The organism is Stenotrophomonas sp. C-A, from assembly GCF_054030835.1.
On record NZ_CM132916.1, the window covers coordinates 4,495,139 to 4,518,854 of the forward strand.

Here is a 23,716-nt window from a genome sequence, read left to right on the forward strand (position 1 = left end):
TGGCTCCGCACAAGGACGTGACGATGTATTTCCGCCACCTGATGGCCCTGGCGCTCGCCGTGAGTTCCGCGCCCGCGCTGGCCGACGACTGCCGGTTCGACGATCGCGCCGGACTGCTGGCGATGTCGCCAGAGGCGTTCAACCATGGCCCAGGCGAGGGCTGGGATGCGCTGGCCGAGCGTGCAGGCTGCCAGCTGGAAATCGCCGGGTTGTTCGCTGCCTATCGCCAGCAGGCGAAAGCGGCTGGGCATAGCGGGCTGGCCTGGCATGAGGCAACGATGCGCGCCGATGCAGGACAGCGCGATCCTGCCATTGCCCTGATGCGCTTGACTTACAAGCCCCACGGTGCCGATCCGGAGGGATGGAATCACTATGTCGATGCCACCATCGCCTTCCTCGATGATGATCTGCCGGCACTGAAACGGGCACGTGCGCGGCTCGCGAAACTCCCGATGCCCGCAGGCAGCGCGCGTGAGCAGGGCGATGATCGGCGATCCGCATGGCCACCGCGACTGCAGATCGTGGATTCACTGATCCGCTGCATGTACCAACCCTACGCGCTTGCCTCCCAATCCTGCCCGGAAGCCTAGTATCCGCCAGGCATGGCCCGGCGCTACCCGTGCGCCTCAGCCGATCACGCGCTTGAACGGCGGCAGCGCGTCGATGATGCGCTTGCCGTAGCGGCGGGTCAGCAGCCGCGAATCGAGGATGACCACGCGGCCGGTGTCGGTGGAGGTGCGGATCAGGCGGCCGGCGAACTGGGTCAGCGTGCGCAGCGCGTGCGGAATGGCGATCAGGTTGAACGCATTGAGCCCGCGTCCCTCGAACCATTCGCTGAGCGTGGCGGTCTGCGGATCGGTCGGCACCGCGAACGGCACCTGGGTGATCACCACCGTGGTGCAGGCCTCACCCGGCAGGTCGAGGCCTTCGCCGAACGAGTTCAGGCCGAACAGCACCGAGCCCTCGCCCGCCGCGACACGGCGCAGGTGTTCGTCGATCAGCCGGGTCTTGGACATCTCGCCCTGCACCAGCACCTGCTTGCGGCGCGCGGCCGACATCAGGCCGGCCACCTTCTCCATCTTCCAGCGCGAGGTGAACAGCACCATCGAGCCCTTGGCCCAATCCAGCTCGGTGTCGAGGTAGCGTGCCACTTCGCGCGGATGGCCTTCGCGGTCGTCCGGGGTGACCGGGAACCTGGGCACGATCAGTTCGGCCTGGTTGGGCAGGTCGAACGGCGACGACAGCGAGACCATCTCGGCCTCTTCGGGGATGCCGTTGTCGATCGCCAGCGACTGGAAATCGCCGCCGCCGGTCAGCGTCGCCGAGGTCATCACCACTGAATCCACTTCATCCCACAGCAGCTTGCGCAGCACGTGCGCGGCCGACACCGGCGAGCCGTGCAGCACCAGGTCGCCGTCGCGGGTGGCGGTGACCCAGCGCGCCATCGGCGGCGCGCCGTCCTTGTCCTCGCGGCGCCAGGCCTGCCACAGGTTGTACTGCTGCTCGATCATTTCCAGCGCCATGCCCAGGTTGCGCTGCAGGCGCTCGCGCGCGGCATCGTCCGGCTTGCCCTTGGCGACCTGCGCGGTGGCGGCATGCGCCCAGTTGTAGAGGCTGCGGGTATCGTCAGCCAGCGCCTCGATCGGCTCGCGCCAGGCCTCGGGCAGTCGCCCATTGGCCGCGCGCCACATCGGCTCTTCGTCCGCCGGCGCCGGCATCCACACGCGCTCGATATGATCGCGGAACGCGCGCAACTGCTTGGCCACGTTGCTGGCCACTTCGATCGCTTCGTTCGGCAGCAGGTTGCCGAGGCGGTCCTTGTCGACCGCGCGGTAGGCACCGGCGATCAGGATCTGCAGGCGGCCGGTGCGCTTGGCCATTTCATCCAGCGCCAGGCTGGCCGCGCCCTGGTCGATCGCCACGTTGCCGATGTGATGGCCTTCGTCCAGCACCAGCAGCATGTCCGACGGCGGCGCGATCAACGGCTGGCCGTTGTCGCTGTCGCCGATCGACAGCGCCGACAGCAGCAGCGCGTGGTTGGTAACGACGATCTGCGCATCACGCACGGTGTTGCGCGAACGCAGCACCGCACACTGCGCCGAATAGGCACAGCGGCGCCCGGCGCAGCCCGAGGCCGGCGTGGTGATGCGGCTGCGCAGGCCGGGGCTGATGGTCTCCGGTGCGTTGTCGATGTCGCCGTCCCAGCTGCCGTCGGTGAAGGCATCGGTCAGGCGCTTGGCGATGTCCATCTCGATCGGCGCCAGCGGCCGGTCGAACAAGGGCGCGTCGTCCTCGAACATGCCGCCCTGCGCGCCCTCACCCTGTGCCTCGGCAGCATTGCGCGTGCACAGATAGCGGGTGCGGCCCTTGGCCAGCGCCACGGTCGCTTCCAGGCCGGTGGCCTTGAGGAAATTCGGAATGTCGCGCTCGACCAGCTGCGACTGCAGCGCCACGGTGCCGGTGCTGATCACCAGCTTTTTCTTGCTGGCCAGCGCGATCGGTACACCTGCGGTGAGGTAGCCCAGGCTCTTGCCGACGCCGGTGGGCGCCTCGACCACGCCGACGCCGCCACTTTTCGACAGCGCACGCGACACCACACCGATCATCTGGCTCTGCGAGCGGCGGGTGGAGAAGCCGGGAGTATTGGCCTGCAGCGTGGTGTACGCCTTGCGGATCGCGTCCTTCAAGGCGTCATCAAGCGTGCGCGGAGCGGCGACGGTTTCGGTCACGCCGGGAAGTACCGTGGCTGGATCAGGCCGGTCATTGTCGCATGGCCAGCCACGTTCACCGCCGCTGGCACCCTGAACGGGCCAGCGACGACGTCTGGCGGCGGTCACGGTCCGGTAGCCGGACCGCCCAAGGGCCAGATACGCCGGGCATGGCCCGGCGCTACCGGTCAGGCCACCGGGATCGTACGGCTACGCAGCAGGCGCACCAGTGCCCACACCAGCAGCACCACGCCGATGGCCTCGACCATCGCCAGCGCGAAATGCAGCACGCCGAGGATGGTGCCCATGCCCGAGATGGCGCTGAAGTTGCCACTGCTGACCAGCCACATCGGCAGGATGCCCGCCGCCAGGCCGCCCAGGCTGGACAGCAGCAACAGCACCAGGCCGACCAGGGCGCCGGTGCGGGTGGCATCGCGCGGTGCGCCGACCACCCAGACCAGGCCGATGCACAGCGCGATCAGTACCGGCAGGCGCACGCCGACCATGCTCAGCACGGTCACCATCAACGTTGTGCTGTCCATCGATCAGTCCTCGCCGGCCAGCACCGCCGAGCCCTGCCGCAGCGACTGGTAGATCTCGTCGGTCTGCGGGCGCACGCCATGCCACTGCAGGAAGCTCTCGGCCGCCTGTTCGACCAGCATGCCCAGGCCATCCACGGTATTGCGGCAGTTCGCCGCACGCGCCCAGGCCAGGAAGGCGATGGCGGCCTCGCCGTAGTTCAGGTCGACGGCGGTGGTCATCGAATTGACCAGCGACAGCGGCAGCTTGAACTCGACGTCGCGGTCGCGGCCGGCCGAGGTGGCATTGACGATCAGTTCGAAGTCGCCCAGGTCACGCAGGTCTTCCCAGTAGCGGCTGATCGCGCGGCCCGGTTCGCCCATCGCGTCGATCAGTTCATCGGCGCGTTCCGGCGTGCGGTTGACCACCATCAGCTCGGTGATGCCGGCATCGAGGAAGGCCGGGGCGACGCTGCGCGCGGAGCCACCGGCACCGATCAGCAGCATGCGGCGGCCACGCAGGTCCAGGCCATGACGGTCGGTGAGGTCACGCACCAGGCCGATACCATCGGTGGTGTCGCCATGCCAGCGGTCGCCCTTGCGCAGCAGCGTGTTGACCGAGCCGGCGCGGCGCGCACGTGCGGTCAGGGTGGTGCACACCGAGAATGCGGCTTCCTTGTGCGGCGAGGTGACGTTGGCGCCGACACCGCCGTCGGCGGCGAAGGCTTCCAGGCCGGCCAGGAACGCATCCGGGGCCAGGTCGATCGCGCGGTAATCCACCGCGATGCCTTCCTGGCGACCGAACGTCGCGTGGATCTGCGGCGACTTCGAGTGGGCAACGGGGTGTCCGAAGACGGCGTAACGGTCGGTCATGGAATCCTCAAGCTGGCTAGACTGATGCTCTTTCGTGCACGGACCCGGATGATGCGCATCACCCCGCCCCTGCTGGTGCTTGCCGCCAGTCTACTCTCTGCCCCCGTGGCGATGGCGTTGAACGAGTACGGCATCGAAGGCATGGGCGTGGTCTCCACCCGTGCCGACGAGGGCCGCGCCACGATCAGCGCCGATGGCCAGCGCATCGTCTTCGCCCGCCGCAGCGAAGCTGGCTGGGGCCTGTGGGAGGCGCGCGTGGTCGACGGCCGCTGGCAGCAGGCGCAGGCCTTGCCGGTAGGTGTGGCCGGTGAGGCCCGTGATCCCTACTTCAGCCGTGACGGCCGCTGGCTGCTGTTCGCGGCCGGCCGCGAGGGCAAGCTGGCGCTGTATCGGGCCGCGCTGGCCGCCGATGGCCGGCTGGGCAGCGCGCAGGCCCTGGCCGGCGATGGCGGGCGCCGGGAAGAGCGCGGGCCGGCCCTGAGCGCGGATGGCCAGCGGCTGTTGTTTGCTCGGCAGCAGGGCGGTAGCACGGGCTGGGACCTGTTCGTCGCGACGTTGGATGCGCAGGGCCTGCGTGGCCCGGCCATCGCACTGACCACATTGAACAGTGCAGACGACGAGACCGACGGCGACTGGCTGGGCCAGGATGGCGCCGTGGTGTTCAGTCGTGGCAGCGGCGCGACCGCGCAGGTGTGGAGCAGCGGCTGTGCGTGGACCGGCGCGGCGCTGCAGCCATTGGGGCTGTCATTCAACCAGGCCGGCGGCTGGACCGGCGCGCCGGTGATCGACAACGCCAAGCCGGGCGAGATGATGGTCGCCAGCAGCGCGGCGAAGGCGCCACGTGCCGGTGGCGTGGATGTGTACCGGCTGGCGGTGCCGAAAGTGGCGGCGGTTGCGGGGTGCGTGCCTGCCGCTCGGTAGATGCCAACCTTGGTTGGCATGCAGGAAAGTGCCAACCAAGGTTGGCACCCACCCGTCAGCGCGACAACACCTTGGCGCGCAACTGTTCGTATTCCAGTTCGCTCAGCTGGCCGTTGTCCTTGCGCTGGTTCAAGGCGGCCAGCTCGGCCTGCACGCTGTCCGGCAGGGCCTGCTCACGGGCCACGTGGCGGGCGGCGGAGAGCTGCTCCGGCGGGCGCTTGCCAGCCCGCCAGGCGGCGATGAAGACACCGACGATGATGGCGCCGAACACCAGCGTACCGATGCCCCAGATCAACCATTGCATCCATCCCAGTTCGGGTCCCATCGCGTATTCCTCCGTCTATCGTGGCGCTATTGTCAGCGCTCGCGCAGCCATCGCGCCACCTGCGGCGCGAAATAGGTCAGCACGCCGTCGGCACCGGCCCGCTTGAAGCCCAGCAGCGACTCCAGTACGCAGGCGCGCTCGTCCAGCCAGCCGTTGGCGAAGGCCGCCTTCATCATCGCGTACTCGCCACTGACCTGGTAGGCGAAGGTCGGCACGCCGAATTTCTCCTTCACCCGGCGCACCAGGTCCAGGTACGGCATGCCCGGCTTGACCATCACCATGTCGGCGCCCTCTTCCAGATCCAGCGCGATCTCGCGCAGGGCCTCGTCGCCGTTGGCCGGGTCCATCTGGTAGGTCTTCTTGTCGGCCTTGCCGAGGCTGGCCGCGCTGCCCACCGCATCACGGAACGGACCGTAGAACGCCGAGGCGTACTTGGCCGAGTAAGCCATGATGCGCACGTTGATGTGATTGTCGGCATCCAGCGCACGACGGATCGCGCCGATGCGGCCGTCCATCATGTCCGACGGCGAGACGATGTCCACACCGGCCTCGGCGTGCGACACCGACTGCTTGACCAGCGCTTCGACCGTGATGTCGTTCAGCACATAGCCCTTGTCATCGATGATGCCGTCCTGGCCGTGGGTGGTGTACGGGTCCAGCGCCACGTCGGTCATCACCCCCAGCTCCGGGAAGCGCGACTTCAGCGCGCGGATCGCACGCTGCGCCAGGCCGTCCTCGGCCCACGCCGCCGATGCATCCAGCGACTTCAGCGACGGGTCGATCACCGGGAACAGGTCGATCACCGGAATGCCCAGCTCCAGCGCCTCTTCGGCCACCTTCAGCAGTTCTTCGATCGACAGCCGCTCCACGCCCGGCATCGACGGTACTGCGGTGCGGCCGGCCAGTTCGTGCACGAACACCGGGTAGATCAGGTCGTCGGTGGTCAGCGTGTTCTCGCGCATCAGGCGGCGTGAGAACTCGTCATGGCGCATGCGGCGCGGGCGGTAAAGCGGGTGGGACATGGCAGGCTCCGAGGAGTGGCTATTGCAACAGGTAACCCTGCGGCAGCAGGGGTTCGGGCAATGGGCGTTCGCCGAGCGCGTCGAGCTGGTCGATCTCGATGGTGCGCACCAGCGCGTCCAGCGGCAGGTCGTTCGGCTCCAGGCCGAACGGGTCTTCCATTTCTTCGCCCAGCTGGTCCAGGCCGAAGAAGGCATAGGCCAGCACCGCCGACAGCACCGGCGTGCCCCAGCCCAGCGAACTGGCCAGGCCGAACGGCAGCAGCACGCAGAACATCCACGCGCAACGGTGCAGCAGCAGGGTGTAGGCGAACGGCAGCGGGGTGGTGAGGATGCGCTCGCAGCCAGCCTGGATCGACGACATCGCGTGCAGGCGCTCTTCCAGCTGGGTGTAGAGGATCGGATCGAGCTCACCGCTGCGCAGCGCCTGGGCCAGCTCGGCCGCGATCATCGAGAGCAGCGCGTCGGGCACGTTCTCGCGCTGGCCCAGCTGTTCGCGCTGGCGCTTGTCCAGCCACGGCAGGGCCATCAGCGCCACGATGCGCCCGCGCAGGCGACCGGCCAGGGCATGGGCGAAGGCGGTGGTGAGGTAGGCGATGCGGCGACGGCGGCCGGTGTCATCGACCAGCAGCAGGTTCACCTGGCGGGCCAGCGAGCGCGATTCGTAGACCAGCTGGCCCCACAGCTTGCGGCCTTCCCACCAGCGCTCGTAGCAGGCGCTGTTGCGGAAACTGAGGAAGATCGACAGCACCAGGCCAAGCAGGGTGAACGGCGTGACCGACACGCGTTCGATGCCGGTGGGCGGCGCCAGCTCGACCACCGCGGCCACGGCGATGGACAGGATCAGGATGGCCAGCACCTTGGGCGCGATCGCTTTGACGATCGAACCGCGCAGGATGTACAGCAGTTGCCAGCCGTGGGGACGGGGTCGGATGATCATGGGGCAGCCGCGCCGGGCGCGGATTCACAGGCACGCGGGGGGCTCGCGCAGCCATTCATTGTACGCCCCTGCCCGGCCATCGGCCGTGCGCCTGCGACGCCCTGTCGCACCCGGGCGCAGGCTCAGATCACGCCGCCACCCAGGCCGAGGCGGAGGATGCCGACCACCACCACGATGCCGTTCAGGACCAGGCCGGCCCAGGCCCGGCCACGCTTGCTCGGGTGGGTGAACAGGATGCCCAGCGCGGCGATGACCGCGCCCACCGCAGCGAACGGGATCAGGAACCAGTTGCCCCAGCCGAGCAGTGGAATCAGCGCCAGGATCATCCACAACAGCGCCAGTACGCCCCACAACAGACTGATCACACCCATGCCGCTCTCCCGCAGTTGGTTCCTGCTCCAACCATAGACGTTCCCGCTGCCGCCGCCTACTGCCATTGGCGGAGCTGTCACCCGCACCGTGCTAGCGTGCTGCCGTGCGTGCCCTGGCCCGGGTGTTGGCGCCGATTCAGAGTGGCCCGCCGATGATCGCAACCAGTCCTACAGGGGTCGTGCCATGAACATCCGTTGGGCCGCGTTGGCGGCCATCCTGCTGGTCGCCGCTGGCTGTGCCAGCACCTCCAAGGTGATGCTGGGCCACGCCCGCGCACCGATCGATCCGGCGCTGGTGCAGATCTATTCGACTCCGCCGGCCGGTTCCCAGGAAATCGCCCAGCTGGAATCGGCGTCCGCCGTCGGCTTCGGCACCCAGGGCCAGACCGATGCCGCCGTGGCACGCCTGAAGCGTGAGGCCGCCGCGCTCGGCGCCAATGGCGTGGTGTTGATGGGCGTGGGCAGCAGCGGCTCGCCGGTGGGCATGTCGGTGGGCGCCGGCACGTTCGGTTCGCACGTCGGTGGCGGCGTCGGCATCGGTATTCCGACGACGCAGAAGCGCGCCGCCGGCGTCGCGATCTGGGTGCCGAATCCGGCACCGCCGGCGCGATTGCCGACACAGGTGATCACCCCGCAGCGGTGACGCGGCAGCGTCACCGCGGGTAGTGCCGGCCAGCGGCCGGCATTACCCGTAATGCTCAGCGCTTGTACTTCGGCACGAACACCTTGTTCACCGCATCGGCCAGCTGGTCCGGCGGCAGCAGGCCCTGGTCGAGCAGGAAGTTGTTGAACGCCAGGCGGTCAAACTTCGCGCCCAGTGCCAGCTCCGTCTGCATGCGCAGCTCCAGGATGCGGGTGTAGCCGTAGAAGTAGCTGCCGGCCTGGCCCGGCATCCGCACCATGTAGCGGTCCAGTTCCTGGGTGGCCATCGCCTTGGACAGGCCAACCTGCTCGATCAGTACACGCTCGCCGTTGGCGCGGTCGGTCAGGCCGAGGTTGAGCATCGGGTCCAGCATCGCGCGCGCGGCACGCAGCAGGCGGAACTGCAGGGCGATCATCTGACCGTCCAGCGGCTCGTACGGCACCATCTCGGCCTCGGCATACAGCGCCCAGCCTTCCACGTTCACCGAATTGAACGCGAACATCGTGCGTGCCAGCGACACGCCACGTTCGACCATGGCGGTGAACTGCAGCTCGTGGCCGGGGCGGCCTTCATGCGCGCTCAGCGTCCATGCCGCCGCACCGAAGTTGAAGTCGTCGTATTGTGCGCCCGGTCCTGCGGCTGGGTTGCCCAGCGGCAGCACGAAGGTGCCCTGCTGTCCGGTGTTGTTGACCAGTGGCGCCGGCAGGAAATGCGGGGCCGGGCTGGCCGCGCTCTCGGCGGCCGAACCCAGGCGCATCTGCATGGCACGCTTGGGTACGTCGACGATGGCGTGTTCACGGATCAGCGGGTCGATCGCATCGATCACCTTGCGGTAGTGGCCTTCCAGATGGTCGTCGGCGATCTTGTCGGCCTTCAGTGCGCGGATCACCGCTACCGGATCGCTCGGGTCGGCCACCTTCAGGCCCTTGTCCTTCGCCACCAGCGGCGCCAGCTGCTGCATCGCCGAGCGGGTTTCCATGAACTCCAGCTGCGCGCGCTGCATCAGCAGCTTCGGATCGATATCGATGCCGACCTGCTTGAGCTGGTAGGCATACAGCGGCGCCGGCAGGCGTGCGTCGGCACGCGCCTTCGGCAGCACCTCCTTGCGGGTCCAGGCGGCGTAGTCCTTCATCTGCCCGGCCAGGGTCTTCATCGCTTCATCGGCACCGGCAATCTGGTACTTCTTCAGCAGCGACTCGATGCCGGTGATGTAGGTTTCGACATTATCCAGCGACTGCTGCACTTCGATCTTCGTCGGCTGCAGCAGGCTGCTGTCCTTCAGCCGTTCCTCGTAGCGCTGGCGGGCCAACGTGGTGAAGGCGGTGCCGCCCGGCTGCAGGCCGGCATAGGCCTTGAGGCGGTCGAGCGCCTTGGCCCGGCGCTCGGCCGGCACCTGGTCGGACAGCAGCAGGTTGAGGCCGCTGAACACGGTCTGCGGCGCATCACTCCACGGCAGCAGGTATTTTTCGTTGAGCTCGCTGCCTTCGATGTTCTGGCTGGCGGCGTGGATCATGATCTCCAGGTCCTGGCGGACGTTGGGATCCTTCTCGGTGACCAGCTTTGCCTTGAGTTCATCGCGGGCTTTGGCCATCGCGGCGCGATAGCGCTTGCCGTTGTCCGGGCCAAGGTCTGCGACCTTGTCGTCGTAGCCGGGAACGCCGAAGAAGCCGGTTTCCTCCGGCTGGAACGGGCCTTGTGCATCGAGCAGGATCTGCGCCAGCACATTGCTGCGGGCAACCCAGGCCGGGCTGGCCGGAGTAGTGGCCTTGGCAGCCGGCGCAGCCAGGGCCGGCGGTGCGGACAGCAGAGGTGCGGCAGTCAGGGCCAGGGCAACGGCCAACGCGATTGGCTTCATGGTGCATTCCAGGACAGGGTTGCCCGCACCCTACGCGCTCTCGGCGATGCCGACAATCGGCTGGAGGTCACGGGCGGACCGGCATGAATGCGCCCGCCCGCTCGGGTATCCGGTCATGGCTCGGGGTAGAAATTGGCAATCACCCCTCGGGTCTCATTCAACACTCTGACGTTGTGATGGGTCTCTTTCGTCCCTGCGGGCAAACCGTTATGACTGAGGTCAGGTGACGACCAGAGATTTATCCGTCCACATGGTGCTCCGGAGCATTCATAGGACATCAGTGTCCTCCATCGTCCAGGCGCATTTTCCGGCGCCTTATAGCCATGGCCATAAGAAAATCTCGGGGGACGTACGGTGGCGTTCGCGGGCTCATGATCTGCACCGAACAGGTGCCCGATCTCGTGGGCAAGGCTGCTGGTCGTGGCACCGAGACAATTTCGTTCCACTACCGCGAATGCGGTTTCCTTCGTCGCAAGCACGCGCTGCGATTGCCCACAGACCGACCGTGACGGACCGGTATCAATGATCATCAGGACGATGTCTGCCTTCTCAATATCACGAACCTGATGCATGACGCCGAGTGCGCCTCTTCTTCCGGCAACCAGATCGTCAAGCGTCTGAGTAACACCGGTTTCCTGATAGCCGGAAAGGACGTTGGCGGCGCGCTCGAGTTCAACCTTGATTCCGCTATGAGAGAAACTCTCGTTGGCTAAACAGACGGCCCCCCGCATTTCTGCGAAGACCACCTCGCGGTCATCGCCGAGGGCCGTAGTTCCGTAGCCAAACAGAACACGTACTGTCGATTTCGCCTCTTGCTCAACGTCGTCAGAACTGACCGCATCGAGTGCATCCGGGCTGACATCACGAACCGGTGCCTCGTGTGGAAGCCGGCGAAAATCCTTTCGAATCAGCACACCGTCTCGCAGTTCGTATCGAAAGCTCCCAATGTCAAAGATGGCCCTTAGTTGTCCGTCAGCAGCCTCGGTGATCCGAACCGCTCTCTCCGCATCCATGCACGAAGATGGTGCCTTAGATGTAGAAGTAGCCATCGTTCCGGTCCAACGAAGCCGGGCAGAGGGCATCGCGGCCACTGCTCCTGCATCCGTGCCCGCCGGGACATAGACCGGGTCTGGAGCCGCATTCAATCGCGGGCCTGCAGTGCGCTTCAATCGCACGATTGCATCGAAGAGATCCACTTCGATCACATTGTCGGTCAATGCCTCTGGGTGAACGTCGACACGGCGAATCCAGTCGACAATGCTATCCTCGTGCTGCTTACGAATCTGCATACCGGGATCCCATCCGCCGACAGGAATCTCAATGAACTTGGATGCCGCCTGCGCAGGCCAGGATGCGCTACTGAATAGCACGACGGCCAGAGAGAATAGATCTGTTTTCATGATCTACTCGTAGTATCGGTGCCACATGGCATGACGAACGCTACGGCCTTGCTACTGACCACTTGGAGACTTTCGTCACATAGGCTGTGGGAGACAGCGATGTCGAGTAGCATGCGACAAAATCTCCCTATGCAAGCTCAGGATTGGTCAGATCTGAAGCGCTGAAATTCGGCCTCGCCATGCCAGCGATACTCAAATAACTGGCGCTTGCGACACCTGATAGTCTGGCCGCCGGTCCCTCACATCATTGCGCTCATTGAACACAGCGCGGCGCGTATCGCGCTTCACCAGCTGATCATCGTTGAGGGTATAGCGCCAGACGCCGTGCCTGAACCCCGCGCATGCGCCCGAGGCACTCAATCTGATGCTTATGCGCTGCGGCTGGCTGAGCTTGGGTTTGCATCCGGGGACGTGCTTTTCGCCGTTCCCGTCCATTGCACGCTGGACATCGTGACAACTTCGCGATGGACGCCCTGCGCACCATCAGGGCGGTACATGACCTCTTCCGCGGTTTCGAACAAAGGGACGGAAGGATCGCGGACAAGGTGGAGAACAACGTCATACAGGTTGACGGTAATCTCGTCTGCGGCCGACGCAAGCTCATTCACTCGAACCAGACGCACCCATTCCACGGTGTCGCCACTCGCACGCAGGCGCTGCTCTGCCTGTACCACCGATGTATCGGCAAGCGCCTCCACGAATGGCTCAGCGGCCATGGTCTGCGAGAGCCATACCGGCGTGTAGAGCTGCAACGCCGCCAGCATCCTGATCGCTTCTATTCGAATTGCATGGACCTCCGGGACAGGACCGACGTCGGCTGCCTGGGGCAGCACGATACGTTTCGATCAATCTCTAGAGGAATGCGGGCAAGGTCGCAATGGTCAACCGCGACAGCCCCAGCCAAGCATGTGTGGCAGGGCATTCTCACGGCTCAGCACCCCGATGTAGGAGGTCCCGCTTACGACACGGCGACCAAGCCAAAGCCCCGCGCTGCGCGCGACAGTCGACTGACGGTCGGCGCTACTCCCGCCGCTTCAAGCGGAGGTCACAACGCCGCGGTCAGCGGGCATTCGCCGCGATCACGGCAGGCCTGCAACTCGCACTCTCCCGCAGCCTCGTCGTCATCCAGCGCGGTCAGATCGAAGGTCTGCTTGTCTTCGGCCAGTACATACATCACCGGGTAATCCCAGACTTCATCGCGACGGCTGCCCTGCACGAACAACCGGCCGTGCGCATGCGGTCCTTCCAGGGCCACGGTCAGGCCGACATCGCGCTGGCCGTTGATCGCGGTCTGCATGCTGCCCAGCGGCATCGATTCGATATGCAGCGGCTCGCCGAAGGCTTCCACCAGTTCGATGCTGCAGCCCGCGCGACGCAGAGCTTCGCGCATCGGCGGGCTCTCGCGTGCCGCCTCGCTCCAGCGCAGCACGCTCCAGGTCACCACGCCACCTGCGCCGCCCAGCACCAGCACCACCGTCAGCGGCATCGCCCAGCGCCAATGACGGCACCACCAACCGGCGGACGTCTGTCGATGGGCGGGAATCGGTGGTGGCAGGGTCATCGGCGGGCTCCTTCCCGGCTGCGGATCAGGGCTTCAGGCAACGTCCCAGGAAGGCTTCGGCCACGCGGTAGCGATGCAGGGCATCGGCGCCGGACAGGCCATGCTTGGCACCCGGGTAGGTCATCAGCTCGAACGGCTGTGCACGCTTCTGCAACGCGCTCATCAGGCTGGTCGAATTGGTGAACAGCACGTTGTCGTCGGCCATGCCGTGGATCAGCAGCAGCGGCGAGCGCAGGCCGTCGATATGGGTCAGCACGCGCGCTTCGCGGTAACCCGCTTCATTGCGCGCCGGCAGATCCATGTAGCGTTCGGTGTAATGGCTGTCATACAGGCCCCAGTCGGTCACCGGCGCACCGGCCACGCCACAGGCGTACTGGTTCGAGGCCTTGGCCAGCAGCATCAGGGTCATGTAGCCACCGTTGGACCAGCCCTGCACGCCGATGCGCGCCGGGTCCACCCACGGTTGCTGCTTCAGCCAGGTCACGCCGCGCAGCTGGTCGGTCACTTCCACCGTGCCCTGCTTGCCATACAGCGCACCACCGAAGTCGCGGCCACGTCGCGGGGTGCCACGATTGTCCAGCGAGAACACCACGTAGCCCTGCTGGGCCAGATACTGGTTGAACAGGTGGTCGCCACGGCCGGGCCAGCTGTCGGTGACGGTCTGGCTGGCCGGGCCGCCGTAGACGTACACCGCCACCGGGTAGCGCTTGGACGGATCGAAGCCGGCCGGCTTGATCAGGCTGTAGTTCAGCGGGGTCTTGCCATCGGCAGCCGTCAACGTGCCGAACTCGACCGGGCGCTGCGCATCGCGGTAGCGCGCATACGGATGCTTGGGATCGGCCAGGTCGTTCTCCACCAGCGTAGCGATCTTCTCGCCGTTGGCGCGGAACAGTTCAATCTGCGGCGGCGTAGTGCTGTTGGACCAGCTGTCAACGTAGACGCTGGCATTGCGGGCGAACGTGGCGCTGTGCATGCCCGGTGCCTTCGACAGGCGCTGCGGCTCGCCGCCCTGCAGCGACACCGCGTAGATCTGGCTTTCGCGCGAGGTCTCGATGCCGGCACGGAAGTAGGCCTTGCCGGCCTTTTCATCGACCGCCAGCAGTTCGTCCACCGGCCAGTTGCCGTGGGTCAGCGCGGTGGCCTTGCCCTTGCCGTCGATGCGGTACAGGTGCTGGAAGCCGGTGCGCTCGGACGACCACAGCACGCTGCCGTCTTCCAGGAAGCGCAGGCTGTTGTGCAGCGGCACCCAGGTCGGGCTGGTCTCGTGGGCGAGCACGCGCTGACGGTTGGAATCGAGCGCCACTTCCACCAGGTCCAGCTGCCTCTGGTCACGCGACTGGCGCTGGAAGCTCAAGTGCCGCGCATCGCGCCAATCGACGCGGGCCAGATAGATGTCCTGTTCCTTGCCGAGGTCGACCCAACGCGGCTGCGCGTCGGCGGCCGGTGCGATCACGCCCAGCTGCACGCGCACGTTGGCGTCGCCGGCGGCCGGGTAACGCTGTTCGATCACATCGGTGCGGTCGGCGTAGACCTCGTAGCGCTTCTGCACCGGCACCGGTGCCTCGTCGATGCGGGCGAAGGCGATGGCCGAATCATCCGGTGCCCACCAGTAGCCCGTGTGGCGGTCCATTTCTTCATCGGCGACGAACTCGGCCACGCCGTTGCCGATGGTGGTGCTGCCATCACGGGTCAGCTGCAGCTGCTTGCCACTGGCCAGGTCGATCACCCACAGGTTTCGGCCGCGGATGAAGCTGACAAAGCCGCCCTTGGGCGACAGCTTGGCGTCGGTGGCGAAACCTTCACCGTGAGTCAGCTGGCGTACCGCGGCCTGGCCCTGCTGCTTGAGGTCGTACAGATACAGTTCGCCGCCCAACGGGAACAGCAGGCGCTGCGCGTCCGGCGACCACTGGTAATCGACGATGCCGGTCATCGCGGCGATGCGCTGGCGCTCGCGGCGTGCCTTTTCCTCATCGCTGAGGGTCTCGGTGCCGGGCAGCACCACCTTGGAATCGACCAGCAGGCGGGTCTGGCCGCTGCCGATGTCATAGGTCCACAGGTCCAGCTGGTTGCGGTCGCTGTCCTTGCCACGCAGGAAACTGACCTGCGAACCATCCGGCGCCACCTTCGGCTTCATCAGGGTCGGGCCGGACAACGGCAGCGGGCCGGTGATGGCTTCCAGGGTCAGCTTTTCAGCGTGGGCGGCGGTTGTAGTGGCAAGCATGAGGGCGAGCGAAGCGAACAGGTGGCGCATGGAGGATCCCGGCAAACGGCAGGTCCACCCCGGCTCGGAGCACGGGGCGGTCGTTCCCCATCCTAACCAAGCCCGTGCAGGAAGGCAGCATGACCTTTTGCCCATAAGGCGTGCTGACGAGTGCCGACCAACGGTCGGCACCCACCGTACCGGGTCAGCGCTGGCCGAACAGGTGCTTGCGCTCTTCGTCGCTGAGCGGCTTGCCGGCGTTGGGGTTCACCTGCTGGCGCAGGGCATAGGCGCGCTGGGTGGCCGGGCGTGCGGCGATGGCGTCGTGCCAGCGCTTGAGGTTCGGGAACGCGGCGAAATCCACCGGCAGCTTGTCGTAGGCGCCGATCCACGGATAGCTGGCCATGTCGGCGATGGTGTAGTCGTCGCCGGCCAGGAAGGCGTGCTGGGCCAGGCGCTTGTCCATCACCCCGTGCAGGCGGCGCACTTCGTTGTCGTAGCGCTCGATGGCATACGGGATCTTGTCCGGCGCATACACGTTGAAGTGGCCCATCTGGCCGCTCATCGGGCCCAGGCCGGCCATCTGCCAGAACAGCCATTCCAGGGTGGTGACGCGGCCGCGCGGATCGCTGGGCAGGAACTGGCCGGTCTTTTCGGCCAGGTACAGCAGGATCGCGCCGGACTCGAACACGCTCTGCGGGGCGCCGCCATCGGCCGGGGCCTGGTCGACGATGGCCGGCATCTTGTTGTTGGGCGAGATGGCGAGGAATTCCGGCTTGAACTGGTCGCCCGAGCCGATGTTGACCGGGTGGATGCGGTACTCCAGGCCGGCTTCTTCCAGCAGCAGGGTCACTTTGTGGCCGTTCGGGGTGGGCCAGTAATACAGGTCGATCATGGCGGCGGCTCGGGGTGCGGAAAGGAACCTGAAGTCTAGTGCGTGAGTTGGGTTGGCACCGTCACGGCAGGCCGGTAACCTCGCGGCTCCCCCGAAACGCACTGTCCTGCATGAGCCACAGTCCTCGCCCCCTGTCCCCGTTGTCCTCGCTGATCTTCGCCTCGCGCTGGCTGCAGCTGCCGCTGTACCTGGGCCTGATCCTTGCCCAGTGCGTCTACGTGTTCCTGTTCGGCAAGGAACTCTGGCACCTGCTGTCCCACTCGGTCTCGATGGGCGAGCAGCAGATCATGCTGATCGTGCTGGGCCTGATCGACGTGGTGATGATCTCCAACCTGCTGGTGATGGTGATCGTCGGCGGCTATGAGACCTTCGTCTCGCGCCTGCGCCTGGAAGGCCATCCTGACCAGCCGGAATGGCTGAGCCACGTCAACGCCAGCGTGCTGAAGGTGAAGCTGGCGATGGCGATCATCGGCATCTCCTCGATCCACCTGCTGAAGACCTTCATCGCCACCAGCGCGCTGAAGGGACTGCCGCTGTGCAAACCGGAACAGTGGGCCGCTGCAGTGTCGTCGGCTTCGACCAGCTTCTACAACGCTGGCGTCGATACCTGCACGACCATGACCCAGGAAGGCGTGCTGTGGCAGACCATCATCCACTGCGTGTTCATCCTGTCGGCGATCGGCATCGCCTGGACCGACAAGCTGATGTCCAACAGCCACAGCAAGTCCCACGACAAGTCGCACGACCACTGATGTCGTTGCCAGCAGCGGCATGACGCCGTTGCCCGTCCCGGCCACCGCCCCTTGTACGCGGCGGTGGCCGGGATGCTAGATTGCACCCTCGCCGTTGCCGGCGGTGGCGTCGGGAAACGTCATCGTTCCGCGCCCGGACCACAGGTCCCGGCCATGCGTATCAATGATTTACGTCACGTCGTCTTCTAGAGGGGAGCAGGATGTCGCACGTCTCAACGATCACCGCCGCGCGCCGGTGGCTGCCGGTTACCCTGGCACTGGCACTGGCCGCCTGCTCGGGCAAGGAAGAATCCGCAGCGCCTGCTGCCGCCACGGCGCCTGCCGCTGCTGCACCCGCCGCACCGGTGGTCGCTGCCAAGGTGCAGTCGATGGGCACCGAGCAGCTGCGCGAATCGGCCAGCCAGGCGCTGCGCGAGAACCGCATGTATGCGCCGGCCGGCGACAACGCCATCGAGTACTACCTCGCCCTGCGTGACAAGACGCCGGACGACGCCTCGGTGAAGAGCGCGCTGACCGACCTGCTGCCCTACACCCTGATCGCCGCCGAGCAGCACCTGGGCCGTGAGGACTACACCGAGGCGCAGCGCCTGGTGGCGCTGATCGAAAAGGTGGATGCCTCCGCCCCCGCACTTCCGCGCCTGAAGGAAGGCCTGGCCAAGGGCGTGGAAAACGCGGCCAAGCGCACCGAGACCGAAGCCGAGAAGGCAAAGAAGGACGCCGAGGACCGCAGCAAGCAGCAGATCGAACAGCAGCGCCTGGCCGAACAACGCACCAAGGAAGCCGACGCGGCCAAGCAGATCGCCGCGCAGCAGGATGCCGCACGCCGCGACAACGAGCGCCAGGAGGCCGAGCGCCAGGCCGCGGCCCGTCGCGATGCCGAACAGAAGCAGCAGCAGGCCGCCGCCCAGCAGGCCAGCGCCGCGCGCCAGGCAGCCGCCGTCGCAGCTCCCACCCTGCGCCCGGTCAGTACGCCAGCGCCGCGCTATCCGGCCGAAGCCCTGCGTTCGGGAACGTCGGGCGAAGTGCTGGTGGAGATCACCGTGGGCACCGACGGCTCAGTGGTCAGCGCCCGCGTGCTGCGCGCAACGTCCGGACGGACCTTCGACCGCGAAGCCCTGAACGCAGTCAAGCGCTGGCGCTTCGAGCCGGTCAACGCGCCGGTCACCACGCGCCGCACCCTGGTGTTCGCGCCGGGCGGCTGACCGCAAAAAAGGGGACGGAGGGGATTAAGTCGTTTCTGCCGCCTCCGTGACGCCAAGGCCCGGTTCGTCCGGGCCTTGTCCGTTTCAGGCCGCGCCATCAATCAGGCGCTGCAGGGCAGGATCGCGCGCGACCAGCACCTGGAACAGACCCAGCGCATGCAGGCCCGGCAGCAACGCACGCAGGTCGGCTTCGGCAGTGGCGCGGAAGGCGGGATCGCTGGACGGATCCTGCCAGTCACGAACGCTGGCCAGGAAAGCACCCACGCTGCCCTTGCGCACGGTGACGCCGTTCACCTGCACGTCGTTCTGATGATCGGGAAGAATGTCCTGTGGCTGCATGGGGAAGCGCTCCGTTGAAGTAGGCTCCAGTGTCGGGACGCGGACGCGACGTTTCTGCCGTATAACTGCCAACTAATATGGCAGATCAGACAACCAGCGGATTGCTCGACCCCGTGTTGGCCGATACCGCCGACGGACCGGTGGTGCTGGCGGCCGGGCTGCGCCAACGCGGTATACGTCGCACAGCCCGCCACCGGCATGCCCGTGGGCAGCTGCTGGGTGCGCATCAGGGGCTGCTGCGGATCGCCGCCGACGACCTGCACTGGCTGCTGCCCGCAGGTCACGTCGCCTGGATACCGCCCTTGCTGCCCCACGCGCTGCTGAGCGCAGACGCGTTCGATGGCTGGAGCCTGTACTTCAACGCCGAGGCCTGCCTGGGCCTACCCGCCACACCGCGCATTTTCCAGCCCAATGCACTGCTGCAGGCGGCGACAACACGTGCGCTGCGATGGCCCCATCAGCCACTGGATGCTGCACAGGCTCGACTGGCCGGTGTGATCGCCGATGAGATTGCCGCCAGCACGCCCCTGCCGCTTGCCCTGCCACAACCGCGTGACCGGCGACTGCAGAAGATCGCCGCCGCACTGGCGCGCGCACCCGAAGACGGCCGCAGCATCGAGGACTGGGCCGCCAGCAGCGGCCTGTCCGGCCGCAGCCTTGCCCGCCATTGGCTGGCCGAGACCGGCCTGTCGCCAAGCCAGTGGCGGCAACGCCTGCGCGTGCTGCTGGCGCTGCCACGCCTGCTGGCGGGCGAGCCGGTGATCAGCGTCGCGCTGTCGATGGGCTACGAGACGCCCAGCGCCTTCATCGCCGTGTTCAAGCGCGAGATGGGCGTGACGCCTGCGCGGTACGGAAAAGGGGACGGAGGGGATTAAGTCGCTTCTGCCCTACCCCACATCTTCTCGCGGCATCGCCTGATGTCCACCGCAGCCACGTTGGCGGCAGGCTGATGATTCCTTGAATCCCTGAACTCCCATGCCTCGACAAGCACGCCTGATGTTGGCCGGCCAGCCATACCACGTGACCCAGCGCGGTGTGAACAAGGGGGCTATCTTCGTTGACGATATCGACCGCCAACTGTTTCTGCACCTGTTGCACAGCGCCTTCCTGAAGCATCAGATCGCGCTGCATGCCTACGTATTGATGGGCAATCACGTCCATCTGTTGGCCACACCCTCCACGGGTGTGGGCCTAGCCAATGCGATGCGGATGCAGGGCAACAACTACGTCCAGGCCTTCAATCAGCGACATGGGCGCAGCGGACCGCTCTGGCAGGGCCGCTTCCATTCTTCAATGGTGGACAGCGACGCCTATCTGCTCAGCGTCTATCGCTACATCGAACTCAATCCGGTTCGTGCAGGCATGACAGCCGGCCCGGAAGATCACCCATGGTCGAGTGTGCATGGGAACCTGCAGCGACGGCACGACCCGATTCTGACAGAGCATCCTGCATTTCAGGCACTGGCCGCGAGCAAGCGACAGCGTGCGACGCTCTATGGGCAGTTCCTGCGGGATCTGAATGCGTCCGCTGACCTGCAGGCAATCCGCGCTCACAGTGCTGCGCAGCATCCATTGGGAAGTACAGCGTACCTGCGGATGGTGGAGCAGACACTTGGGCGACCTGCGATGCTGCGCAAGCGGGGGCGCCCGCGCAAAGAGGGGACGGGAGGGCTGGAAACGACTTAATCCCCTCCGTCCCCTTTTTTGCATGTCAGCCGGAGATGGCCAGACGCTCGTTGTGGTAACGCCGCACTGCGGCGAACCACAGCAGTGCGGCCAGGCCGAGGCTGGCGCCCAGGTAGATGGCCCAGACTGCCGGCGTGATCGGCTCGTGGCGGATCACCTTCAGCAGCATCTGGTTCTGCGACAGGAACGGCACGGCGTACTGCCACAGCTCGCTCTTCAACGGGTAGGCCACCAGCGCGTAACCGGGCATCATCGGCAGCAGCATCAGCCAGGTCATGTGGCTCTGCGCCTCCTTCATGCTCTTGGCTGCGGCGGACAGGAAGGTCAGCAGCGAGGTGCCGATCATCAGCATCGGCAACATCACCAGCAGCATCTGCAGCATCGAACCGACATTCATGTTGAACTGGCGGCCGATGTTGCCGGGCGCGATCTGTGCGCTCACCTTGAACGCCACCAGGGTCAGCAGCAGCGACACGAACCCGACCACGCAGGCGGCGGCGATCTTGCCGCTTACGATCGCGCTGCGCGAACCCGGCGTGGCCAGCAGCGGCTCCAGCGACTGCCGCTCGCGCTCACCAGCGGTAGCGTCCATCACCAGGTAGGCGCCACCGATGAACGAGGTGAGTGTGAGAAGCACCGGCAGCAGCATCGACAGGATCATGCCGCGCTTGGCTTCGGCACTGGCCAGGTCCTGGCGCGCCACGTCCAGCGGCCGCGCGACCTGTGCGTCGATGCCACGCGCCATCAGGCGCAGCGCACCGACCTGGCCATTGTAGGTCGCCAGTGCCGCCTCCAGCCGCGCGCTGGGCACTTCTGCGGCGCGACGGGTACTGTCCTTGATCACCTCCACCAGCGCCGGCTTGCCATCGGCCCAGTCCTTGCCGAAGTCATCGCTGATGCGCAGTGCCACGTCGATCTGCTGGCTGCGGATGGCCTCGGCCAGGTCCTTCGGTGCCGGTGCGGTGTTCAGTCCCTGCGCGGCAAGGAAACGCACCAGATTAGGGGCGTTGTCCGCACCGATGGTCGGAATCTGCAGCGGTTGTTCAATCTGGGTGCGTACCCGGCTCTCGGCCAGCTTGCCCATGCCCAGCAGCAGCACCGGGTACAGCAGCGGCCCGAACAGCAGGGTCAGCAGCAGCGTGCGGCGATCACGGGAAAGATCGCGCAGTTCCTTGCGCATCACCGTCATCAGGGTCGACATCATGCTCATGCGTGCAGGCCCTCTTCGCTGCCGATCAGTTTCACGAACGCATCTTCCAGGTTGGATTCGCCGGCCTGCGCGCGCAGTTCATCGGCGCTGCCGGCAGCCATCACCGTGCCCTTGGCAATGATCACGATGTGATCGCACAGCGCGGCCACCTCCTGCATGATGTGGCTGGACAGGATCACGCAGCGGCCCTCTTCGCGCAGACCCAGCAGGAAGCGGCGCAGTGCGCGCGTGGTCATCACGTCCAGGCCATTGGTCGGCTCATCGAGAATGACGTTGCGTGGGTCGTGCACCAGCGCGCGGGCAATCGCGGTCTTGGTGCGCTGGCCCTGCGAGAAGCCATCGGTCTGGCGGTCGAGGATATCGCCCATGTCGAGTGCATGTGACAGCACCTCGATGCGCTCGCGGATGCGCTCGGCCGAGAGACCATGCAGTTCGCCGAAGTAGGCGATGTTCTCGCGCGCGGTCAGGCGCTTGTAGACACCGCGCGCGTCGGGCAGCACGCCAAGGTGGCGGCGTACTTCCACCGGATTGCGCGCAGCATCGACACCATCGACGCTGATGCTGCCCTGGTCGGGGGTCATCAGCGTGTACAGCATGCGCATGGTGGTGGTCTTGCCGGCACCATTGGGGCCGAGCAGGCCGGTGATGCGGCCATCCTCGGCGCGGAAGCCGACGTTGGAGACCGCCTGGATGCGGCCCGTGCGGGTGTCGAAAGCCTTGTGCAGGTTGTCGGCGACGATCATGGTTCCCATCCGTTGAACGAGGTGAACGCCGGCACGTAGCTCAGCGTGTCCAGGCAGCCGGCATCCAGCGCCTTGGCATCGGTCTTGTCGATGAACTGGCCGAGCAGGCGCGGCATGCAGCCGGCGGTCAGCGTGCCGTGGCCCTGGCCGCGGGCGACCAGCGCGCGGCCATTGGGCAGGCCCTTGAGCACCTGCTCGGCATAGCGCGGCGGCGTCACCGGGTCCAGCTCACCGGACAGCAGCAGCGCCGGTACGTCACTGCGCAGCGGCACGGCATTGCCTGCCGGTGCCGGCCGGTGCGGCCATACCGGGCAGGCGGCGAAGAAGGCACTGGCCACGTCGTTGCCGAACAGGCGCTCGGGATCTTCGGCCGGTGCGTGGTAGCGCGGCGCATCTTCGCTGCAGATCACCGACCACTGCATGCCACGATTGATCTGGAAATCCATGCTGCGGTTCGCACCACGTGCCAGCGACGCCAGCGGTGCATAGCGGCCATGCGCGGCTTCATCGAGAACCAGCGGCAGCAGCGAGGAATACTGCGGCACATAGGAGAAGGCGAACGCCAGGCCGATCACGCTGTCCGGACTCAGTACATCCTGCCGGGTCTGGTTGGTGCCGGGGTCGCGATACTCCACCGAGACCGGCGCACGGCGCAGGGTCTCGACCACGCTGCGCAGCTGCGCGCGGGTGTCGGTCGGGAAGCGCTTGCTGCAGGCGGCATCCTTGCGGCACTGCGCCGATTGCAGGGCGATCGCATCCTCGAACGTCGTGGCGAAATCGCCGCCGACCACCAGCTCATTCGGCACTACGCCATCGATGACGATGCTGCGCGTGTGCTGTGGATAGGCACCGGCATAGCGCTGGGCCACGCGGGTACCGTAGGAGCCGCCGACCAGGTTGATGCGCTCGACGCCCAGCGCCTGACGCACCGCATCCAGATCAGCAATCGCCTCGGTGGTGGTGTAGAAGCGCGCATCGGCCCGCCCCTGCAGCGAAGCGGCGCAGCGCTCGGCGTAATCGCGCAGCGACGCTTCAGTGGGTGCGGCATCCTCGTCCATGGCCAGGTCCTTGCCATCCGCGCCAAGGCAGTTGAGGGGATTGGAGCCGCCGGTACCGCGCTGGTCGACGAGGAAGACGTCGCGCTGCTTGCGCACCTGGCGCAGCGCCGTATCGACGATGACCGCCACTTCGCTGGCGGCCTGGCCCGGACCACCGGCCAGGAAGAACACCGGATCTGGCTGGCTGGAGCCGCTGCTGCCCGATTCCAGCCAGGCGATGCGCAGGCCGATGCGTCGGCCATCGGGCTGGGCCCGATCCTCCGGCACCTGCAGGGTGGCGCACTGCGCCTCCACGTTGGCGCTGGCGCCTTCGGTGGACAGCGTGCAGGGCTGGAAATCGATGCTGCCGAAGCGGCGGCTGGGTGCATCGCTGGCGCCTTCGGCACCGGGTGACGGTGACTGGCTGCAACCGGCAAGCATCAGGCTGGCCAACGCTGCGGCCAACGCGAGGTGGTGTCTTTGCATCGTGCTCGTTTCCCCTGGAGGACGTTCCTGGC

24 protein-coding genes are annotated in these 23,716 nt (G+C 66.4%); 7 read left to right on the forward strand and 17 right to left on the reverse strand.

Annotated features, from left to right (window positions below; translation table 11 throughout):
• The first annotated feature begins 23 nt into the window (after positions 1-23).
• Positions 24-590, forward strand: coding sequence for a hypothetical protein (locus ACW5IY_RS20850; RefSeq protein ID WP_049435806.1), 567 nt, complete (start codon positions 24-26; stop codon positions 588-590).
• 36 nt (positions 591-626) lie between these two features.
• On the opposite strand, the gene dinG is transcribed toward ACW5IY_RS20850, so the two are convergent.
• The 3 genes from dinG to aroE form a co-directional block, all read right to left on the reverse strand.
• Positions 627-2,729, reverse strand: a complete 2,103-nt coding sequence (gene dinG, locus ACW5IY_RS20855) for an ATP-dependent DNA helicase DinG (RefSeq protein ID WP_049435808.1) — start codon at positions 2,727-2,729, stop codon at positions 627-629.
• A gap of 167 nt (positions 2,730-2,896) precedes the next feature.
• Positions 2,897-3,250, reverse strand: a complete 354-nt coding sequence (locus ACW5IY_RS20860) for a hypothetical protein (RefSeq protein WP_049435811.1) — start codon at positions 3,248-3,250, stop codon at positions 2,897-2,899.
• 3 nt (positions 3,251-3,253) lie between these two features.
• Positions 3,254-4,099 (reverse strand): shikimate dehydrogenase, encoded by an 846-nt coding sequence (aroE, locus tag ACW5IY_RS20865; protein WP_049435812.1) that lies wholly within the window; start codon positions 4,097-4,099, stop codon positions 3,254-3,256.
• Positions 4,100-4,147: 48 nt separating this feature from the next.
• Between aroE and ACW5IY_RS20870 the strand changes: the two genes are divergently transcribed.
• On the forward strand, positions 4,148-5,020 hold the full coding sequence (locus ACW5IY_RS20870; RefSeq protein WP_049435813.1) for a TolB family protein: 873 nt from the start codon (positions 4,148-4,150) through the stop codon (positions 5,018-5,020).
• Between the two features lie 55 nt (positions 5,021-5,075).
• Here ACW5IY_RS20870 and ACW5IY_RS20875 read toward each other — a convergent pair whose 3' ends face one another.
• From ACW5IY_RS20875 to ACW5IY_RS20890, 4 genes are all read right to left on the reverse strand, one after another.
• Positions 5,076-5,345, reverse strand: coding sequence for a hypothetical protein (locus tag ACW5IY_RS20875; RefSeq protein ID WP_043399449.1), 270 nt, complete (start codon positions 5,343-5,345; stop codon positions 5,076-5,078).
• A gap of 32 nt (positions 5,346-5,377) precedes the next feature.
• Positions 5,378-6,367, reverse strand: a complete 990-nt coding sequence (gene hemB / locus ACW5IY_RS20880) for a porphobilinogen synthase (RefSeq protein WP_032129123.1) — start codon at positions 6,365-6,367, stop codon at positions 5,378-5,380.
• A gap of 19 nt (positions 6,368-6,386) precedes the next feature.
• Positions 6,387-7,304, reverse strand: a complete 918-nt coding sequence (locus tag ACW5IY_RS20885; RefSeq protein ID WP_049435814.1) for a bestrophin family protein — start codon at positions 7,302-7,304, stop codon at positions 6,387-6,389.
• Positions 7,305-7,426: 122 nt separating this feature from the next.
• Positions 7,427-7,675, reverse strand: coding sequence for a hypothetical protein (locus ACW5IY_RS20890; RefSeq protein WP_006475755.1), 249 nt, complete (start codon positions 7,673-7,675; stop codon positions 7,427-7,429).
• A gap of 184 nt (positions 7,676-7,859) precedes the next feature.
• Between ACW5IY_RS20890 and ACW5IY_RS20895 the strand changes: the two genes are divergently transcribed.
• Positions 7,860-8,318 carry a hypothetical protein gene (locus ACW5IY_RS20895; protein WP_049435816.1) on the forward strand — a complete coding sequence of 153 codons (459 nt, stop codon included), beginning with the start codon at positions 7,860-7,862 and terminating at the stop codon, positions 8,316-8,318.
• 55 nt (positions 8,319-8,373) lie between these two features.
• On the opposite strand, the gene ACW5IY_RS20900 is transcribed toward ACW5IY_RS20895, so the two are convergent.
• The 6 genes from ACW5IY_RS20900 to ACW5IY_RS20925 form a co-directional block, all read right to left on the reverse strand.
• Positions 8,374-10,173 carry a DUF885 domain-containing protein gene (locus ACW5IY_RS20900; RefSeq protein WP_049435817.1) on the reverse strand — a complete coding sequence of 600 codons (1,800 nt, stop codon included), beginning with the start codon at positions 10,171-10,173 and terminating at the stop codon, positions 8,374-8,376.
• 113 nt (positions 10,174-10,286) lie between these two features.
• Entirely contained in the window at positions 10,287-11,573 is a 1,287-nt protein-coding gene (locus ACW5IY_RS20905; RefSeq protein WP_100049954.1) for a reprolysin-like metallopeptidase, read from the reverse strand.
• Positions 11,574-11,941: 368 nt separating this feature from the next.
• Positions 11,942-12,406, reverse strand: coding sequence for a hypothetical protein (locus ACW5IY_RS20910; protein WP_054172775.1), 465 nt, complete (start codon positions 12,404-12,406; stop codon positions 11,942-11,944).
• A gap of 212 nt (positions 12,407-12,618) precedes the next feature.
• Positions 12,619-13,134, reverse strand: coding sequence for a cytochrome c oxidase assembly factor Coa1 family protein (locus ACW5IY_RS20915; RefSeq protein ID WP_029379809.1), 516 nt, complete (start codon positions 13,132-13,134; stop codon positions 12,619-12,621).
• A 25-nt stretch (positions 13,135-13,159) separates the two neighbouring features.
• Positions 13,160-15,385 carry a DPP IV N-terminal domain-containing protein gene (locus tag ACW5IY_RS20920; protein ID WP_049435818.1) on the reverse strand — a complete coding sequence of 742 codons (2,226 nt, stop codon included), beginning with the start codon at positions 15,383-15,385 and terminating at the stop codon, positions 13,160-13,162.
• A 154-nt stretch (positions 15,386-15,539) separates the two neighbouring features.
• Positions 15,540-16,229, reverse strand: coding sequence for a glutathione binding-like protein (locus ACW5IY_RS20925; protein ID WP_049435819.1), 690 nt, complete (start codon positions 16,227-16,229; stop codon positions 15,540-15,542).
• A gap of 110 nt (positions 16,230-16,339) precedes the next feature.
• On the opposite strand from ACW5IY_RS20925, the gene ACW5IY_RS20930 reads away from it, so the two are divergent.
• Together ACW5IY_RS20930 and ACW5IY_RS20935 are read left to right on the forward strand one after the other, a co-directional pair.
• The gene (locus ACW5IY_RS20930; protein WP_029379810.1) at positions 16,340-16,981 is read left to right on the forward strand and encodes a TIGR00645 family protein; all 642 of its coding nucleotides are present in this window, start codon (positions 16,340-16,342) and stop codon (positions 16,979-16,981) included.
• 200 nt (positions 16,982-17,181) lie between these two features.
• Complete coding sequence (locus ACW5IY_RS20935) at positions 17,182-18,183, forward strand: energy transducer TonB (RefSeq protein WP_049435820.1); 1,002 nt, start codon at positions 17,182-17,184, stop codon at positions 18,181-18,183.
• An 84-nt stretch (positions 18,184-18,267) separates the two neighbouring features.
• Here the strand turns inward: ACW5IY_RS20935 and ACW5IY_RS20940 are convergent, their stop codons facing one another.
• Positions 18,268-18,522: a hypothetical protein gene (locus tag ACW5IY_RS20940; RefSeq protein WP_049435821.1), complete on the reverse strand. Its 255-nt coding sequence runs from the start codon at positions 18,520-18,522 to the stop codon at positions 18,268-18,270.
• A gap of 77 nt (positions 18,523-18,599) precedes the next feature.
• Between ACW5IY_RS20940 and ACW5IY_RS20945 the strand changes: the two genes are divergently transcribed.
• Complete coding sequence (locus tag ACW5IY_RS20945; protein WP_049435822.1) at positions 18,600-19,397, forward strand: AraC family transcriptional regulator; 798 nt, start codon at positions 18,600-18,602, stop codon at positions 19,395-19,397.
• A 100-nt stretch (positions 19,398-19,497) separates the two neighbouring features.
• Positions 19,498-20,208, forward strand: a complete 711-nt coding sequence (locus tag ACW5IY_RS20950; protein WP_049435823.1) for a transposase — start codon at positions 19,498-19,500, stop codon at positions 20,206-20,208.
• A 25-nt stretch (positions 20,209-20,233) separates the two neighbouring features.
• Here ACW5IY_RS20950 and ACW5IY_RS20955 read toward each other — a convergent pair whose 3' ends face one another.
• Genes ACW5IY_RS20955 through ACW5IY_RS20965 form a run of 3 tightly spaced genes read right to left on the reverse strand, consistent with a single transcriptional unit; the run spans position 20,234 to position 23,684 of the window.
• Positions 20,234-21,418, reverse strand: a complete 1,185-nt coding sequence (locus tag ACW5IY_RS20955; protein WP_029379812.1) for an ABC transporter permease — start codon at positions 21,416-21,418, stop codon at positions 20,234-20,236.
• Positions 21,415-22,161, reverse strand: coding sequence for an ABC transporter ATP-binding protein (locus tag ACW5IY_RS20960; protein ID WP_012512433.1), 747 nt, complete (start codon positions 22,159-22,161; stop codon positions 21,415-21,417). Before ACW5IY_RS20960 ends, ACW5IY_RS20955 begins: the two co-directional genes overlap by 4 nt.
• A complete protein-coding gene (locus ACW5IY_RS20965) occupies positions 22,158-23,684 on the reverse strand; it encodes an alpha/beta hydrolase (RefSeq protein ID WP_049435824.1) in 1,527 nt (508 codons plus the stop codon). Before ACW5IY_RS20965 ends, ACW5IY_RS20960 begins: the two co-directional genes overlap by 4 nt.
• Positions 23,685-23,716 lie beyond the last annotated feature (32 nt).

What these genes read in the sequence shown, in the direction of transcription:
- ACW5IY_RS20850 (WP_049435806.1), top strand. Translation starts at nt 24, where the DNA reads ATGTATTTCCGCCACCTGATGGCCCTGGCGCTCGCCGTGAGTTCCGCG.
- ACW5IY_RS20860 (WP_049435811.1), bottom strand. Translation starts at nt 3,250, where the DNA reads ATGGACAGCACAACGTTGATGGTGACCGTGCTGAGCATGGTCGGCGTG.
- aroE (WP_049435812.1), bottom strand. Translation starts at nt 4,099, where the DNA reads ATGACCGACCGTTACGCCGTCTTCGGACACCCCGTTGCCCACTCGAAG.
- ACW5IY_RS20870 (WP_049435813.1), top strand. Translation starts at nt 4,148, where the DNA reads ATGATGCGCATCACCCCGCCCCTGCTGGTGCTTGCCGCCAGTCTACTC.
- ACW5IY_RS20875 (WP_043399449.1), bottom strand. Translation starts at nt 5,345, where the DNA reads ATGGGACCCGAACTGGGATGGATGCAATGGTTGATCTGGGGCATCGGT.
- hemB (WP_032129123.1), bottom strand. Translation starts at nt 6,367, where the DNA reads ATGTCCCACCCGCTTTACCGCCCGCGCCGCATGCGCCATGACGAGTTC.
- ACW5IY_RS20885 (WP_049435814.1), bottom strand. Translation starts at nt 7,304, where the DNA reads ATGATCATCCGACCCCGTCCCCACGGCTGGCAACTGCTGTACATCCTG.
- ACW5IY_RS20890 (WP_006475755.1), bottom strand. Translation starts at nt 7,675, where the DNA reads ATGGGTGTGATCAGTCTGTTGTGGGGCGTACTGGCGCTGTTGTGGATG.
- ACW5IY_RS20895 (WP_049435816.1), top strand. Translation starts at nt 7,860, where the DNA reads ATGAACATCCGTTGGGCCGCGTTGGCGGCCATCCTGCTGGTCGCCGCT.
- ACW5IY_RS20900 (WP_049435817.1), bottom strand. Translation starts at nt 10,173, where the DNA reads ATGAAGCCAATCGCGTTGGCCGTTGCCCTGGCCCTGACTGCCGCACCT.
- ACW5IY_RS20905 (WP_100049954.1), bottom strand. Translation starts at nt 11,573, where the DNA reads ATGAAAACAGATCTATTCTCTCTGGCCGTCGTGCTATTCAGTAGCGCA.
- ACW5IY_RS20915 (WP_029379809.1), bottom strand. Translation starts at nt 13,134, where the DNA reads ATGACCCTGCCACCACCGATTCCCGCCCATCGACAGACGTCCGCCGGT.
- ACW5IY_RS20920 (WP_049435818.1), bottom strand. Translation starts at nt 15,385, where the DNA reads ATGCGCCACCTGTTCGCTTCGCTCGCCCTCATGCTTGCCACTACAACC.
- ACW5IY_RS20925 (WP_049435819.1), bottom strand. Translation starts at nt 16,229, where the DNA reads ATGATCGACCTGTATTACTGGCCCACCCCGAACGGCCACAAAGTGACC.
- ACW5IY_RS20930 (WP_029379810.1), top strand. Translation starts at nt 16,340, where the DNA reads ATGAGCCACAGTCCTCGCCCCCTGTCCCCGTTGTCCTCGCTGATCTTC.
- ACW5IY_RS20935 (WP_049435820.1), top strand. Translation starts at nt 17,182, where the DNA reads ATGTCGCACGTCTCAACGATCACCGCCGCGCGCCGGTGGCTGCCGGTT.
- ACW5IY_RS20940 (WP_049435821.1), bottom strand. Translation starts at nt 18,522, where the DNA reads ATGCAGCCACAGGACATTCTTCCCGATCATCAGAACGACGTGCAGGTG.
- ACW5IY_RS20945 (WP_049435822.1), top strand. Translation starts at nt 18,600, where the DNA reads ATGGCAGATCAGACAACCAGCGGATTGCTCGACCCCGTGTTGGCCGAT.
- ACW5IY_RS20950 (WP_049435823.1), top strand. Translation starts at nt 19,498, where the DNA reads ATGCCTCGACAAGCACGCCTGATGTTGGCCGGCCAGCCATACCACGTG.
- ACW5IY_RS20955 (WP_029379812.1), bottom strand. Translation starts at nt 21,418, where the DNA reads ATGAGCATGATGTCGACCCTGATGACGGTGATGCGCAAGGAACTGCGC.
- ACW5IY_RS20960 (WP_012512433.1), bottom strand. Translation starts at nt 22,161, where the DNA reads ATGATCGTCGCCGACAACCTGCACAAGGCTTTCGACACCCGCACGGGC.
- ACW5IY_RS20965 (WP_049435824.1), bottom strand. Translation starts at nt 23,684, where the DNA reads ATGCAAAGACACCACCTCGCGTTGGCCGCAGCGTTGGCCAGCCTGATG.